The organism is Rhodococcus erythropolis NBRC 15567 (genome assembly GCF_001552595.1).
Classification (GTDB): domain Bacteria; phylum Actinomycetota; class Actinomycetes; order Mycobacteriales; family Mycobacteriaceae; genus Rhodococcus_F; species Rhodococcus_F erythropolis.
Genome location: NZ_BCRM01000026.1, coordinates 23,237 through 35,841 on the forward strand (window position 1 = coordinate 23,237; position 12,605 = coordinate 35,841).

Genomic DNA, 12,605 nt, shown 5'->3' on the forward strand with positions numbered 1-12,605 from the left:
TTAACTCGTAACGTTATCTCCCTACCTGAACGAACGCAGTTCAGGTGCCGGACGGCTTGGGGAGCCTCGTCATTCCGTAGACGTGATCAGCGCGCACCGTGAGGATCTGTCGACGCTCCGCAACCATCGCTTCGCGGTACTCCTCCCAATCGGGATGCTCCTGACCGCTGATGTCCCGGTACAGCTCGACCAGTGCGTCAGACACTTCGTCGTGAGGATCGGCCGCGACGGGTGTCACCACGGCAAGTCCTTCGATCACGGCGTAGCTCCAGAAGTCGGGCGCGCTGACGTGGAGGGAAACCCGCGGATCGCGGATCGCATTTTTACTCTTGGCGCGATCGGCTGTGATGGACACGGAAGCCGTCTTCGACTCGACGTCCCAGCAGTAAATGATGTTGGACAACTGCGGGCGGCCGTCACGCTTGACGGTTGCCAGCACGCCTTGTTTTCCCTGGGCCACGAGTGCGAACAACGCTTCGGCGGTGTCTGTGTCATTACTCATATCTGCACCAACGACGCCGTGCGGCCGGTTTGTTCCGGAGGCAGTCCAGTTCGAAGATCGCGGACCGCAATCGCGCGATGACTCTTCCCCCGATGGACGACAGCGGACAAAGATGGTCGACATGGCAACTTCTCACGACATCCTCCGACTGACTGCGTTCAGTTCGGATCCGGCCGGCGGTAATCCCGCCGGCGTGCTGCTCGACGCCCGCGGGCTCGACGACCCCGAATTACAATCCGTTGCAGCCGAAGTCGGGTATGCCGAGACGGCGTTCCTCATCGAACCGGAACTCGGAGGCAACCCGCGCCACAGCCGGATCCGGTACTTCTCCCCTATCGCCGAAGTACCGTTCTGCGGTCATGCCACTATTGCGACGGCCATCGCTCTCACCGAGCGAGACGGCGACGGAACCTTCACATTCGAAACACCGATCGGACCGGTATCCATCGACACGGCGACCGACGAGGACGGAAGGTCGACCGCGACCTTCACCAGCGTCGAACCGTCGGTCTCGCCGATCGATCACGCCGTGCTGACAGCGCTGCTCGGGCTCATCGGCGTCGATTCGTCTGCGCTCGACGCGCGGTATCCCGCAATGCTCTCGTACGCCGGCAACACTCACCCGATCGTCGTACTTCGTGATCAGTCGACATTCGACGAGTTCACCTTCGATCCATCCGCAATGCGAATTCTGATGGACGCGCAGGGGTGGGCCGGCACGGTGACAATCCTGCACCCCCTCGACGACAACACCTTCGAAGCCCGAAATCTGTTTCCGGTGGGAAACATCGTCGAGGATCCCGCAACCGGGTCCGCAGTGGCGTCGACCGGCGGTTACCTGCGCAAACTCGAACCCGCGGCCACTCCGCGGCGGATCACCATCCACCAGGGCCGACACGTCGGGCGTCCCAGTGTGCTCGAGGTCGACATCCCAGTCGACGGCGGTATCTCGGTCACCGGCACCGCAGTGCCCGTCATCGACGGGCAATAGTCAACCTCAGCGATGAGTTTCTCCCAGCCGGCGGGTCTATTCACCAGAGCGACGTCACAAGACCATCGCATCGAGCCGGGAGAACACCATGTCTGCAATCGCGTCAACCGCACACAACCTCCACGTCACCAAGCCACGTGCCGTACTCGGCGCCACGGTAATTGCTCTCGTCGTCAATCTGATCCTGTGGTTGATCGGCCTCGCATTGGGCGGATCATTCGAGATGACAGATCAGGGAAAGCCGGCGAGCGTCGCGCCTGGTGGGGTCATCACATTGACGGTGGTGCCACTGCTGGTCGGTTTGTCGGTCGCAATGTTGATCTCACTGAAGTGGGAGCCGATCATCCGCATCGCCCAGATCGTGGGTGCAGTCGTGGCGCTCGGCACCATCGCTTTGACCATTGCCGCGGACTTCGACGCCGCCAGCACGGTCATGCTCGCGCTGATGCACGTGGTTGTCGCCGCGGGCGTCGTCGTCGCGCTCGAGGCTGTACGTCGGTCCCCCTCGAACTAGACAGCGGTAGGCGGCGCCGAATACGTCTCGACGATCTCGGCTGCCACGTCGCGCAACCGGGTATTCGTCGTCTGAGACTGCTTGCGCAGCATGTGAAATGCGGTGTCGGCGTCGATCCGATGGATGGCCATCAGCATGCCTTTGGCCTGTTCGATCGGCGCCCGGGTCTCGAGCGCACGTTGCAAGGCATCAGCCACCGCCTTGGCGGACTTGAAACGAGAGAAGTCGCCGATCGCGCGTGAGACCGTTGTCGTGAGAATCTCCATGACATCCGCGTCGACGCGGTCGAATGCCGCTGAGGCGCGTCCGTACAGGTTGAACGAACCCAGTCGCTGATCCGGCGTGAAAAGCGGCGCCGCGAGAAAGGACTTGATCCCTTCGTCCTTCGCCGCCGCCGCGAACCGCGGCCAGCGTTCCGCGCTGGTCTCGGCATCGACGACAACGGTTTCACCGGTTCGAGCGGCGTGCAGACATGGTCCGTCGCCGGCGTCGTATTGCTCGATGTCGACACGCAGAGTCCGCGAATCGGTATGAACGGCGGTGTAGGTCTGCCCGGCCAGATCGATGGTGACGCCGATGCTGTCGGCGCCCTCGATGGCGTCGTTCGCGATTTCGACGGCGCGCTGGAGCAAAACCACGAGTTCGTCCTCGTCGCCGATACTTCCTCCGAGCGCTGCCAGCAACTCCCGGACCGCGCTTGCGGTCAGCCGAGTTTCCGCAGCCTCGACGGCGACGTCAGCACCCGTTGCCGTCGCATCGTCCGGCATTACCGACGGCACCGAATCCTCGGTTCTCGGGTCGAAGCCTCTGGGGTCGAAAGCGGTATCCACGACGAAGCATTCTTCCAGCTACCCGGGCCGTCAGGAGAGTGAGTTCGGTGACAGAACCCGGCAAACCGCCGAGTCGTCATCGCCATCGGTCGAGCGCGAGACCCAGATTCCGCCTCGCCCGAGTGTGTTGGCCACGAACCGCGTCCGGACTCAGTTCCAGGACAACTGCGATCTGTGGATACGTCATGCCCTCCACTTCCCGCAAGACCCAGGCGGCGCGCTGACGCAGCGGTAGACGATCGAGTTCGGCTTCAAGAGCGTCGAGAAATGCTGTGCCGCAGACTTCCTCGCTCGGATCGCGCAATCGAGTATCGACTTCGTCCCGAAGTCCGTCCACATCGGCGGCGCAGGAGCCGACTTTTCGATGGACATCCGCGATCTTGCGAGAGCAGATCGCGAACAACCAGGTCTTGATGCTCGAGCGCCGCTGAAACCCCGGAAGTTGGCGCCAGGCGGCAACGCAGGTTTCCTGGACGATGTCGTCGACGTCACTCTCACTGGTGACGAGTCGACGGGCAAATCGATACAAGTGCGGGCCGTATCGGCGAACGATGACGTCGAAGGCCGCATGATCGCCGAGCATTGCCGAGTCGACCAGCACCTCGTCACTGAAGTCGGTAAGCAAGCCGTCGAATTGATCTGTCACCGCGCACACTCCTACTAGGGAGCCGTCGCGGGAGTGAGGCCTGGCTATTCTACCGCGTCCACGTCGACGCCCGCGGGAGCGCTCTCAGGCTTCGAGTGCGGAGGCAATGACGGGAAGCCCGATCGGCGCCCCACCGTTGATCAGTTTCTCGAGTAGATCCTGATCGAGGTGCTGCTCGACGAGATCAGCGAGAAGGTCGAGTTGTTGTTCTCGCACCGCGGCAACCGAGGTGTCGGGTGCAGCAACAAAACCGGGAACCGCGATCTCACGCAGAAGGCTGCGCCGAAAGTCGTCACTTTCCAGGAGACCATGCCAGTGTGTCCCTCGAACAGACCCTCGCACACTGCCTTCCGGCACACCGCCCGAGTCCGCCAGCAATGGACGGTCCCCGTTGTGCACGACGCGTCCGTGATGAATCTCGTACCCCGACACCGAGATACCGTCGGCGGAACCGGTTACCTGCGCCAGCACTTTGTCCGAAGCGAATTCGATGTCGAGGTCCAGCAGACCGAGTCCTGCGGTGGTCCCTGATCCTGATTCGACCTCGTCGACGATCGAATTACCCAGCATCTGGTATCCGCCGCAGACTCCCAGCACCGCCTGCCCGCGGCCCGCTCGGGCGATGATCTCGTCAGCCAGGCCGGTACTCCGCAACCACTCGAGGTCACTCACGGTGGACTTACTACCGGGGATCACCACGAGGTCTGCGTCGCGGATCCGCGACGGATCGGTCACCCACGAAACTGCCACGCCCGGTTCACATGCCAGCGCCTCGACATCCGTCGAGTTGGAGATGCGGGGGAGCCGAACCGCAGCAACGGTGAGCCAGGCCGAACCGACGGGTGGGCCAGGGCGCCCTACCGGGGCGTTGCCGGTGACGCCAAGCGAATCCTCGGCGTCGAGCCAAAGATCGTCGGCAAACGGGATCACTCCGAGAGTGGGTCGACCGGTGAGGCTGCGCAGTTGATCCAGTCCGGGTTCCAACAGTGCAACGTCACCGCGGAATTTGTTGATCACAAATCCCGCGATCAATGCCTGGTCGCTCGGCGAGAGCACAGCAACGGTCCCGAACAGATGGGCCAGGACGCCGCCGCGATCGATGTCACCGACGACGACGACCGGAATCTGCGCAGCCTCAGCCAATCCCATGTTGGCAAGATCCGTTGCGCGCAAGTTGATTTCGGCCGGTGAACCGGCGCCTTCACAGATCACGACGTCGAACTCGGATCGAAGCGATTCGAGATCTTCGGCCACGACGGCGCGAAGCCACTGCCGATGCTGCATGTAATCGCGAGCACCCACCGTGGTCATCGCCTTGCCCCGAACGACCAGTTGCGAAGTGCGATCACTCCCCGGCTTGAGCAGCACGGGATTGAATCGAACACTCGGCTCCAGACCGCATGCCCGCGCCTGAAGTGCCTGCGCACGGCCGATCTCTCCGCCGTCCAGCGTGACCACGGAGTTGTTCGACATGTTCTGCGCCTTGAACGGCGCCACTCGGACGCCTCGACGCGCCAACATGCGACACAATCCGGCCACCAGAACGCTCTTGCCTGCGTCGGAAGTAGTGCCGGCTACCAGCAGAGCGCCGCGCATCGCCGAACTCAAGGCAGGGTGAGAATCTCTGCACCGGTCTCGGTGACCACCAAGGTGTGCTCGAACTGCGCCGTCCACTTACGGTCCTTGGTGACGACGGTCCAGCCGTCCTCCCAGATCTCGTAGTCGATACCACCGAGGTTGATCATCGGTTCGATCGTGAAGACCATACCCGGTTCGATGATCGTCTCGACCGCGGGCTCGTCGTAGTGCAGGATCACGAGGCCGTTGTGGAAGGTCTCGCCGATTCCGTGTCCGGTGAAGTCCCGGACGACGCCGTACCCGAACCGATGGGCGTAGGACTCGATGACGCGTCCGATCACGTTGAGCGCGCGGCCGGGCTTGACGGCTTTGATGGCCCGCATCGTTGCCTCGTGTGTGCGCTCGACGAGCAAGCGGTTCTCTTCGGACACGTCACCGGCGAGGAACGTCGCATTGGTGTCCCCGTGCACCCCGTTGATGTACGCGGTGACGTCGATATTGACGATGTCTCCGTCCTGGATCACGGTCGAGTCGGGGATTCCGTGGCAGATCACCTCGTTGAGAGACGTGCAGCACGACTTGGGAAAGCTCTTGTAGCCCAACGTCGACGGGTATGCGCCGTGGTCGAGCATGAACTCGTGTGCGATGCGGTCGAGCTCGTCGGTCGTGACACCGGGAGCGACAGCCTTGCCGGCTTCCTGCAGCGCGCCGGCAGCGATCTTGCTGGCGATGCGCATCGCCTCGATCGTCTCCGGCGTCTGAACCCAGGGCTCGTTGCCCTCTTTGGCGGTCGGCTTCCACGCGTACTCGGGCCGCTCGATCTTCGAGGGCACAGCGAGGACGGGAGAGACGGTTCCAGGGACCAATGGGGTACGCACAGACATGCAGAACAGCCTAGACCTCGCGTCGCGCGTCAGCCGGATGCACTCCAGTTCCGGAAAACCGGATCGACGAGAATTCTGATGGGGGTCGACATCGTCTGTCCGAATTCCTCGAAGAGCTTGTCGCGAGATTCGAAGGTGCCCAGATCACGGTCGACGAATTCGGAGAAGTCCAAGCAATCGCACGAAATTGATTTGCCCCAACTGATCGGAGCGCGTCCGATCGCGTCGAACAGTGTCTCCTCGCCAGTGTTCGTGAACGGTTCGAGCGCTGAGACCACCGCAGGTGAAACGATCTCGGAGATGTCCTGCCAGCGTCCGTCGACCAGAAATTCCGGCCACGCCAGCAGCACAGACTTCGGAATCACCGCATGTAGACGCCGAAATCTCGGGTACCAGAACTCCCCACGAAGTACGAGACCGCGAACTCGCGTGGCGATACCTCGGCGGCGAGCCAACGCTTCGACGACAGCCAGTCTCTGACTGCAGGATCCGCGTCCTCGGCTCAATGTCACCGAGACGGGTTGCCGGTCGTCGAGGCCGTACACCGGCCGAATATTTGCAGCGACGCTGCGATGCGCCGACACCAGGAACTCCTGCGCCGACTGGATCGAACCTTCTGCAATGTCCTCGCAGAGGCGAGCCACGTCATCGTGGCCCCAGTCGAGAATCGGCGTCGCGGTTATATCGCCAACGGACACATCGTGGCGGATGTCACCTTGGCGGATTCCGCCGAGCAGCACGCACGTCATGTCTCAACCGTAGTGCGCGACCGGAATCGGTGGAGCCTGACAGAATCCGAACCGTGAAGAAATGGCTCCTGTTGATCACCGCGATCCTGACCGAGGTGTCCGCGACTCTGTCTCTGCGCGCGGCCCTCGATCACCCCGCCTGGTACGTCGTGGTCGTCGGCGGATATCTCGCAGCATTCACCGCGTTGTCGTTCGTCCTGCGGGAGGGCATGGGACTCGGTGTTGCATACGGAATCTGGGGCGCAACCGGAGTTGTCCTGACCGCGGTGTTCGCGACTTTCCTTTTCGGCGACCCCCTGACAGCCACCATGGGCGTCGGCATTGCCCTGGTCATCGGCGGAGTCCTCTGCGTTGAACTCGGTTCCCAGGTTGCTGCCGACAGCGGGCCGGCGGACCCGGCATGACTTTCGTATTTCTGATCGCTGCAATTATTTCCGAGGTCACCGCGACGTTGTCACTACGGATGGCGTCGCAGGACGGCAGCGACAAACGATGGCTCGCGGTTGTCACCGTGGGGTACCTCGCCGCTTTCGCTTTCCTCACGCTCGCACTCGACGCGGGCCTGACAATCGGCGTTGCGTACGGCATCTGGACTGCTTGCGGGGTGGCGCTGACAGCAATCGCATCCCGCATTCTCTTTCGCGAACCGCTGACCAAGCTCATGATCGTGGGGATCGGCCTTATCGCGGCAGGCGTGCTTCTCATCGAACTCGGTGCGGGCCACTGAACCCAGCAAACAGGGTGTAAGGTTTACCTAACTTTGCTTTGGAGGTAGTCCGCGGTGCCGATCCCTGCCCTTCGTGAAATCGACGGTGGCCTCCACCTGTCGGATTCCGACCGCCACACTCCGATGGCGCGCGCCGTCCCGGCGCCGTTCCAACTGACGACGTACATCGTCGAGACCGACCACATCACCCAGTGGCCACAGCACGCTCATGCCGAGCACGAACTCATCTGGTCCGACCGCGGCGTCGTCAACATGATCATCGACAATCAACTCTGGACCGTCACGCCCGGCGTCGGCCTGTGGATCCCTCGCGGGGTCCTCCACGAAGGTCAGGCCAATCCGCACGTCGCATTCCGCGCCACTCTCTTCACCCCCGAGTTGTGGACTCCCGCCTGGAACGAACCGTGCATCGTGACCTTGAGTGAGGCAGCCCGGGTACTGCTGATACACCTCGCCCATACCGGAATGCCTGCAGAACAACGCCTTCGGGCACAGCAGGTCTGTGTCGATCTCCTCACCCCGGCATCGGCACCTCACTTCGACGTACCGATCCCCCGCGATCCCCGGCTTCGACAACTCGTCGACAAAGTGTTGTCGGATCCCGCCGACGATCGGTCACTCGACCAGTGGGCGCACGTTCTCAACCTCAGCCGACGCACGGTCACCCGGATTTTTGCCGCGGAACTTGCGCTGAGTTTTGCGCAATGGCGCACTCTGGTTCGCATGAGCACAGCACTGGGCATGCTCGGGACCGGGATGAGTGTGAACGCCGTCAGCCGTCGAGTCGGGTACGGGACGTCGAGCTCGTTCATCGCTGCTTTTCGTAAGACGGTCGGCTACACCCCTGGCAATGCGCTCGCCGCTGTCAACTGACTCGAGCCTGACCTGTTGTCGACATCTGCTGGCCCCTTCGCTACACGCACGCGCCCTAGATTCACTTAGGTAAGCCTGCTCTCATGTGCGTACCGCGCTGAGTCGTGCAAGCACTTCCCCGATCTATCCCGAGGAGTTTCGCGTGTTCAGATCTGCCCGTCAGAGAATTCGTCCCCAACGGAAGAGGCGAATTGTCGTTGCGCTGATGGTGGCGGCCGCACTGCCTCTGACCGCCTGCACGCAGTCGTCATCGGACGCCCAGGAAAATAGTTCGTCGGCATCTGCTGTCGAGGACGGCGCATACCCCGTCACGATCGAGCACGCATTCGGCGGCACCACCATCGACAAGGAACCGACCAGGATCCTCACCCTCGATTCCGCAGCGGCCGACACTGTCATCGCCCTCGGCGTCACTCCGATTGCAATGCAGAAGGACTCGTGGGCCGGCGACGCCGACGGCTTCCTCCCGTGGACGCGCGCGGAACTCGAGAAGTCGGGCCAGCCGCTGCCCACACCGGCGCCGTACTACTCCGACAGCGGTGAGCTTCTGTTCGAGCAGATCCTCAATGCCGCCCCCGACCTGATTCTGGCCCCGTACTCCGGTTTCTCCGAGCAGGACTATTCGCGTCTGAGCTCGATCGCCCCGACACTCCCCTACGACACCAAGCCGTACCAGCCGAGTTCGTGGCAAAACCTCGCCACCGATGTCGGCAAGGCCTTGGGGCGCCCGGCCCAGACCGCGGATTTGATCAAGTCCGTCGAAAAGACGGTGGAAGAGTCGAAGACCAGCCATCCTGAATTCAATGGAGTCACGTTCGCCTTCGGGTCTTACATCCGCGAAGGCGAAACCGAAACGGCCATCTACGGCCCGGACGATCCGCGCGTGAAGTTCGTCGAAAACCTCGGACTCACAGTCGCTCCCGACGTGGTCAACGGTGCCAAGAACTTTGCAGGCGACTCGTTCCTGTTCGGCATCAGCATGGAAAAGCTCGACACGATAAACACCGACGTATATCTCGGATGGGCAAGCGATCAGTCGGAAGTCGACAGCACGTTGGCCAACACCCTGTTCGCACGGTGGCCGGTTATCGCCAACGGGAAGGACTTGTGGATCACCGACAATCGCCTGACAGCCGCCACCATGTACGTCAGCGTTTTGAGCGTTCCATGGGCAACTGACGAGCTGGTCCCCCAGTTGACCGAACTGGTTGCGAAGTAGCAGCTCGGCCCTCCTGATCAGAGACTTGTAGGCCACTCACTGCGCAGCGTTGCAAAAACCACAGTGTCGGTCCACTCGTTCTTGATCCACGCGTTCTGCCGAAAATGTGCCTCTCGCCGCAACCCGATTCGCCGCGCGAGTCGCGCCGAGGATTCGTTTCTCGCATCCATCTGCGCGACCACGCGGCGCAATCGGGGTGTCGCGAAGACCAGGTCGATCAGAGCGGTCACAGCTTCCGTCGCGAATCCTCGGCCGCCGAAGTCGGGCGAGAATGCCCACCCGACTTCGGCGGTGCGCTCGGTGTCGACAGCGTCCCCTGATTCGTCGACTAGCCAGGCACTCACGCTTCCGACAACCCGGCCCTCGTATTCGACGACAAGAGCCACCGCGCCCGCTGTCAGGTCGCGGCGAGACATTCTGGTCTGCACTGCCTCTCGCGCATCGTCCGGGCTCCAGGGTTCGTTGAACAAATACCGGCACACGTCGCTACGCCCGTAGAAGGTGAGAAGGTCCTGATGATCGCCGGGACGGTAGGTACGAAGCACCAGTCGATCCGTCCGAATTGTTACCGGCGCAGTCGTCGGCGTCATGCCTGCGTCCTCCACATCCATGCCGTCACGGTAGATCCTCTCGGATTCGTGGGCGAGCGAATATCGCGAGGATGTCCAGCGCTCAATGTTTGATTTGCCCCGTGGCGGGATACTTCACCACCGTAAATAGTCGCAATACGGAGTTACGCCAGGCAATTTCGCACTTGATACCAAGGGGCGGTCATGGCCGAGGAATCACTGGTCAAGCAAGGTGTGGCAAAAGGAAGCGCGCTGGGCGGAGCCGTTCTTCTCGTCACCGTCGGCGTGCTCGAAATTCTCCAAGGCATCTCGGCGATATCCAAGGACGATGTGACCGTTGTCGGCCCTGAATACGCGTACCAATTCGACCTCACCTCCTGGGGATGGATTCACCTCGTACTCGGCGTGCTCGTCACCGCTGTCGGAATCATGCTCTTCACCGGCGCGACGTGGGCACGGGTAGGCGCGATAATCTTCTGTTCGCTCTCGATCCTCGCGAATTTCCTGTGGCTACCCCACTCTCCGTGGTGGTCGATCACCATCATCGCGCTCGACGTATTCGTCATCTGGGCTGTCGCGACATGGAATCCCGACGTGATCTGAGGTCTCGACTTCGGATACACCCATCGAATTCAGCGTTTTCATCTGTGCGGCAGTAGTTTCCCTCCGGAGAGGAACATGATGGCAAACGGCACGAACGACGGCCCACTCCAGGAGGACGAACGTGCCGAACTAGCCAGGTTGCGGCAAGAGGTTGCAACACTTCGAGAGCAGACTCCCAGCGCCCGCGAAACGACCGTCGAGCAAGTCTCCCGGCCACCTCGACACGGACTCCGGTGGACTGCCGTGGCGATACTGCTGGTGTTGGTCGCCCTCCTTGCAGTCTTGTCCGTGACCACCCGCTTCACCCGTAGTCAGATACTCGATACGGACCGCTACGTCAGCACGGTCGCGCCACTGGGCGAGAATCCCGCCGTGCAGGCCGAGATCACGAATCAGATCACCGACGAGATCTTCGATCGTGTCGACGTCGAGGGGCTCACCACCGACGCACTCACCGCACTGACCGACGTGTCGAATCTTGCGGCCAACGCGCCGCGTCTGGATCAAGCCGTAGTGGGGTTGGCACCGGTGATCGCCGGCCAGGCAAAGAGCTTTGTTCACGACACGGTGGGCTCGCTCGTTCGGTCACAACAGTTCGAGGACTTGTGGATTCAAGCGAACCGATCGGCGCACAACGCACTGGTCTCGGTCATGACCGGAGATTACGGCCCCAATTCCGTCGAAGTCGATCAGAGCGGAACCGTCAGCATTTCGCTCAGTACGATCATCGACAGGGTCAAAGCAGCTTTGATCGACCGCGGCTTCGCCTTCGCAGACAAAATCCCCTCCGTGGACAAGGAATTTGTTCTCTTCCAGTCCCCCGAGCTGGTGAAGGCTCAGCGAGCCGTCTCGGCACTCGACAAGGTCTCAGCGGTGTTGCCGTGGTTGGGAATCGCTTGCGCGGCAGCCGCTGTCGCCGTTGCGCCAACCGGTCGCAGGCTCCGCGCACTGTCCCTGGTCGGCTTGTCGATTGCGTTGGGAATGCTGGTTCTCGCGATCGGAATTCTCATCGGACGCGCAATCTACCTCGACAGTGTGCCCACCGATATCCTCTCGCCAGACGCCGCGACTGCCGTCATCGACACAGTTCTGGTACCACTGCGCACGAGCCTGCGAGCGGTTGCGGTCCTCGGCGTGGTGGTCGGGCTCGGCGCCTACCTGGTCGGTGGGTCGTCGTCGGCGATCGCCGTTCGACGAGGCTACGGGCAGGCATTGGACTTCGTCCGGCATTCTTCAAGCGGCCGTACGCCAAATCAGGTGGAGCGGTGGGCCAATCAGCTTCGTGTTCCGCTGCGCTGCGCCATCATCGGCATCGCCGCATTGTTGCTGCTCTTCTGGCGCTACCCCACCGGTTTGGTCGTGGGTTGGATCGTCGTCATTGCGCTGGTTGCACTCGTAGCTCTCGAAGTGCTGGTTCGTCCCGCACGCGCCGCCGCGCAGGACGCCCGGCCTGACGACGCCGGAACCGACGACGCCAGGCCTGGGGCAGAAGATACGAAAACTACGCCAGCGCCTTTGCCTTGATTGCCTGGAATTCCTCTTCGTTGATCGCGCCGGAGTCGAGAAGCTCTCTGGCGTCGGCAATCTGCTGAGTCGGAGACCTGCCGGCGACGGTTCGAATGTAGTCACTCTGCGCGTGTATGTGCTGTTGAGCGGCCTCCATCGACCGCCGAGTCATTCCGTCATTCTTGACAACCACGTAGATCATCGCGGACAAGAATGGAATGACGAAGAGGAAAATCATCCACAACGCCTTGGCCCAACCCGAAGTCTCGTGATCACGGAACAAGTCGGTGATGATCGAGAACAACACGCTCAAATACGCCACAAAGGCAAAGCAGACGAAGATGAACCAGAAGAATTCCCAGAAACCTTCCATGTCAACGCTCCCTGTACTCGGTTTACACATAAGGAGTTCGG

At 61.8% G+C, this 12,605-nt stretch carries 16 protein-coding genes; 8 read left to right on the forward strand and 8 right to left on the reverse strand.

What is annotated here, in order from left to right; translation table 11 throughout:
- Positions 1-40 precede the first annotated feature (40 nt).
- Complete coding sequence (locus RE4_RS25290) at positions 41-502, reverse strand: PPOX class F420-dependent oxidoreductase (protein WP_060939574.1); 462 nt, start codon at positions 500-502, stop codon at positions 41-43.
- A gap of 121 nt (positions 503-623) precedes the next feature.
- On the opposite strand from RE4_RS25290, the gene RE4_RS25295 reads away from it, so the two are divergent.
- Together RE4_RS25295 and RE4_RS25300 are read left to right on the forward strand one after the other, a co-directional pair.
- The gene (locus RE4_RS25295; RefSeq protein WP_238077136.1) at positions 624-1,493 is read left to right on the forward strand and encodes a PhzF family phenazine biosynthesis protein; all 870 of its coding nucleotides are present in this window, start codon (positions 624-626) and stop codon (positions 1,491-1,493) included.
- Between the two features lie 88 nt (positions 1,494-1,581).
- Positions 1,582-2,007 carry a DUF6069 family protein gene (locus RE4_RS25300; protein WP_060939576.1) on the forward strand — a complete coding sequence of 142 codons (426 nt, stop codon included), beginning with the start codon at positions 1,582-1,584 and terminating at the stop codon, positions 2,005-2,007.
- On the opposite strand, the gene RE4_RS25305 is transcribed toward RE4_RS25300, so the two are convergent.
- The 5 genes from RE4_RS25305 to RE4_RS25325 form a co-directional block, all read right to left on the reverse strand.
- The gene (locus RE4_RS25305) at positions 2,004-2,837 is read right to left on the reverse strand and encodes a GAF and ANTAR domain-containing protein (RefSeq protein WP_019748033.1); all 834 of its coding nucleotides are present in this window, start codon (positions 2,835-2,837) and stop codon (positions 2,004-2,006) included. The genes RE4_RS25300 and RE4_RS25305 overlap by 4 nt on opposite strands.
- A gap of 76 nt (positions 2,838-2,913) precedes the next feature.
- Positions 2,914-3,483: an RNA polymerase sigma factor gene (locus tag RE4_RS25310; protein ID WP_020969378.1), complete on the reverse strand. Its 570-nt coding sequence runs from the start codon at positions 3,481-3,483 to the stop codon at positions 2,914-2,916.
- An 84-nt stretch (positions 3,484-3,567) separates the two neighbouring features.
- Positions 3,568-5,079 carry a cobyric acid synthase gene (locus tag RE4_RS25315; RefSeq protein ID WP_060939577.1) on the reverse strand — a complete coding sequence of 504 codons (1,512 nt, stop codon included), beginning with the start codon at positions 5,077-5,079 and terminating at the stop codon, positions 3,568-3,570.
- Between the two features lie 8 nt (positions 5,080-5,087).
- Positions 5,088-5,945, reverse strand: a complete 858-nt coding sequence (gene map / locus RE4_RS25320) for a type I methionyl aminopeptidase (protein ID WP_007734970.1) — start codon at positions 5,943-5,945, stop codon at positions 5,088-5,090.
- Between the two features lie 29 nt (positions 5,946-5,974).
- Positions 5,975-6,694 carry a transglutaminase domain-containing protein gene (locus tag RE4_RS25325; protein WP_060939578.1) on the reverse strand — a complete coding sequence of 240 codons (720 nt, stop codon included), beginning with the start codon at positions 6,692-6,694 and terminating at the stop codon, positions 5,975-5,977.
- A 53-nt stretch (positions 6,695-6,747) separates the two neighbouring features.
- Between RE4_RS25325 and RE4_RS25330 the strand changes: the two genes are divergently transcribed.
- From RE4_RS25330 to RE4_RS25345, 4 genes are all read left to right on the forward strand, one after another.
- Positions 6,748-7,098, forward strand: a complete 351-nt coding sequence (locus RE4_RS25330; RefSeq protein WP_019748028.1) for a DMT family transporter — start codon at positions 6,748-6,750, stop codon at positions 7,096-7,098.
- Positions 7,095-7,421 (forward strand): DMT family transporter, encoded by a 327-nt coding sequence (locus tag RE4_RS25335; protein WP_019748027.1) that lies wholly within the window; start codon positions 7,095-7,097, stop codon positions 7,419-7,421. Before RE4_RS25330 ends, RE4_RS25335 begins: the two co-directional genes overlap by 4 nt.
- 54 nt (positions 7,422-7,475) lie before the next feature.
- The gene (locus tag RE4_RS25340) at positions 7,476-8,294 is read left to right on the forward strand and encodes a helix-turn-helix transcriptional regulator (RefSeq protein ID WP_019748026.1); all 819 of its coding nucleotides are present in this window, start codon (positions 7,476-7,478) and stop codon (positions 8,292-8,294) included.
- A gap of 142 nt (positions 8,295-8,436) precedes the next feature.
- Positions 8,437-9,513 (forward strand): ABC transporter substrate-binding protein, encoded by a 1,077-nt coding sequence (locus RE4_RS25345; protein ID WP_225989566.1) that lies wholly within the window; start codon positions 8,437-8,439, stop codon positions 9,511-9,513.
- Between the two features lie 17 nt (positions 9,514-9,530).
- Here RE4_RS25345 and RE4_RS25350 read toward each other — a convergent pair whose 3' ends face one another.
- Entirely contained in the window at positions 9,531-10,124 is a 594-nt protein-coding gene (locus RE4_RS25350; RefSeq protein WP_060939579.1) for a GNAT family N-acetyltransferase, read from the reverse strand.
- Positions 10,125-10,286: 162 nt separating this feature from the next.
- Between RE4_RS25350 and RE4_RS25355 the strand changes: the two genes are divergently transcribed.
- Both RE4_RS25355 and RE4_RS25360 read left to right on the forward strand, forming a co-directional pair.
- Positions 10,287-10,685 carry a DUF7144 family membrane protein gene (locus RE4_RS25355; protein ID WP_019748023.1) on the forward strand — a complete coding sequence of 133 codons (399 nt, stop codon included), beginning with the start codon at positions 10,287-10,289 and terminating at the stop codon, positions 10,683-10,685.
- A 78-nt stretch (positions 10,686-10,763) separates the two neighbouring features.
- On the forward strand, positions 10,764-12,209 hold the full coding sequence (locus RE4_RS25360) for a hypothetical protein (protein ID WP_042951662.1): 1,446 nt from the start codon (positions 10,764-10,766) through the stop codon (positions 12,207-12,209).
- On the opposite strand, the gene RE4_RS25365 is transcribed toward RE4_RS25360, so the two are convergent.
- Positions 12,187-12,564 carry an SHOCT domain-containing protein gene (locus RE4_RS25365; protein WP_020969370.1) on the reverse strand — a complete coding sequence of 126 codons (378 nt, stop codon included), beginning with the start codon at positions 12,562-12,564 and terminating at the stop codon, positions 12,187-12,189. The genes RE4_RS25360 and RE4_RS25365 overlap by 23 nt on opposite strands.
- Between the last annotated feature and the right edge of the window lie 41 nt (positions 12,565-12,605).

What these genes read in the sequence shown, in the direction of transcription:
- RE4_RS25295 (WP_238077136.1), top strand. Translation starts at nt 624, where the DNA reads ATGGCAACTTCTCACGACATCCTCCGACTGACTGCGTTCAGTTCGGAT.
- RE4_RS25335 (WP_019748027.1), top strand. Translation starts at nt 7,095, where the DNA reads ATGACTTTCGTATTTCTGATCGCTGCAATTATTTCCGAGGTCACCGCG.
- RE4_RS25290 (WP_060939574.1), bottom strand. Translation starts at nt 502, where the DNA reads ATGAGTAATGACACAGACACCGCCGAAGCGTTGTTCGCACTCGTGGCC.
- RE4_RS25315 (WP_060939577.1), bottom strand. Translation starts at nt 5,079, where the DNA reads ATGCGCGGCGCTCTGCTGGTAGCCGGCACTACTTCCGACGCAGGCAAG.
- RE4_RS25325 (WP_060939578.1), bottom strand. Translation starts at nt 6,694, where the DNA reads ATGACGTGCGTGCTGCTCGGCGGAATCCGCCAAGGTGACATCCGCCAC.
- RE4_RS25365 (WP_020969370.1), bottom strand. Translation starts at nt 12,564, where the DNA reads ATGGAAGGTTTCTGGGAATTCTTCTGGTTCATCTTCGTCTGCTTTGCC.
- RE4_RS25350 (WP_060939579.1), bottom strand. Translation starts at nt 10,124, where the DNA reads ATGGATGTGGAGGACGCAGGCATGACGCCGACGACTGCGCCGGTAACA.
- RE4_RS25355 (WP_019748023.1), top strand. Translation starts at nt 10,287, where the DNA reads ATGGCCGAGGAATCACTGGTCAAGCAAGGTGTGGCAAAAGGAAGCGCG.
- RE4_RS25360 (WP_042951662.1), top strand. Translation starts at nt 10,764, where the DNA reads ATGGCAAACGGCACGAACGACGGCCCACTCCAGGAGGACGAACGTGCC.
- map (WP_007734970.1), bottom strand. Translation starts at nt 5,945, where the DNA reads ATGTCTGTGCGTACCCCATTGGTCCCTGGAACCGTCTCTCCCGTCCTC.
- RE4_RS25300 (WP_060939576.1), top strand. Translation starts at nt 1,582, where the DNA reads ATGTCTGCAATCGCGTCAACCGCACACAACCTCCACGTCACCAAGCCA.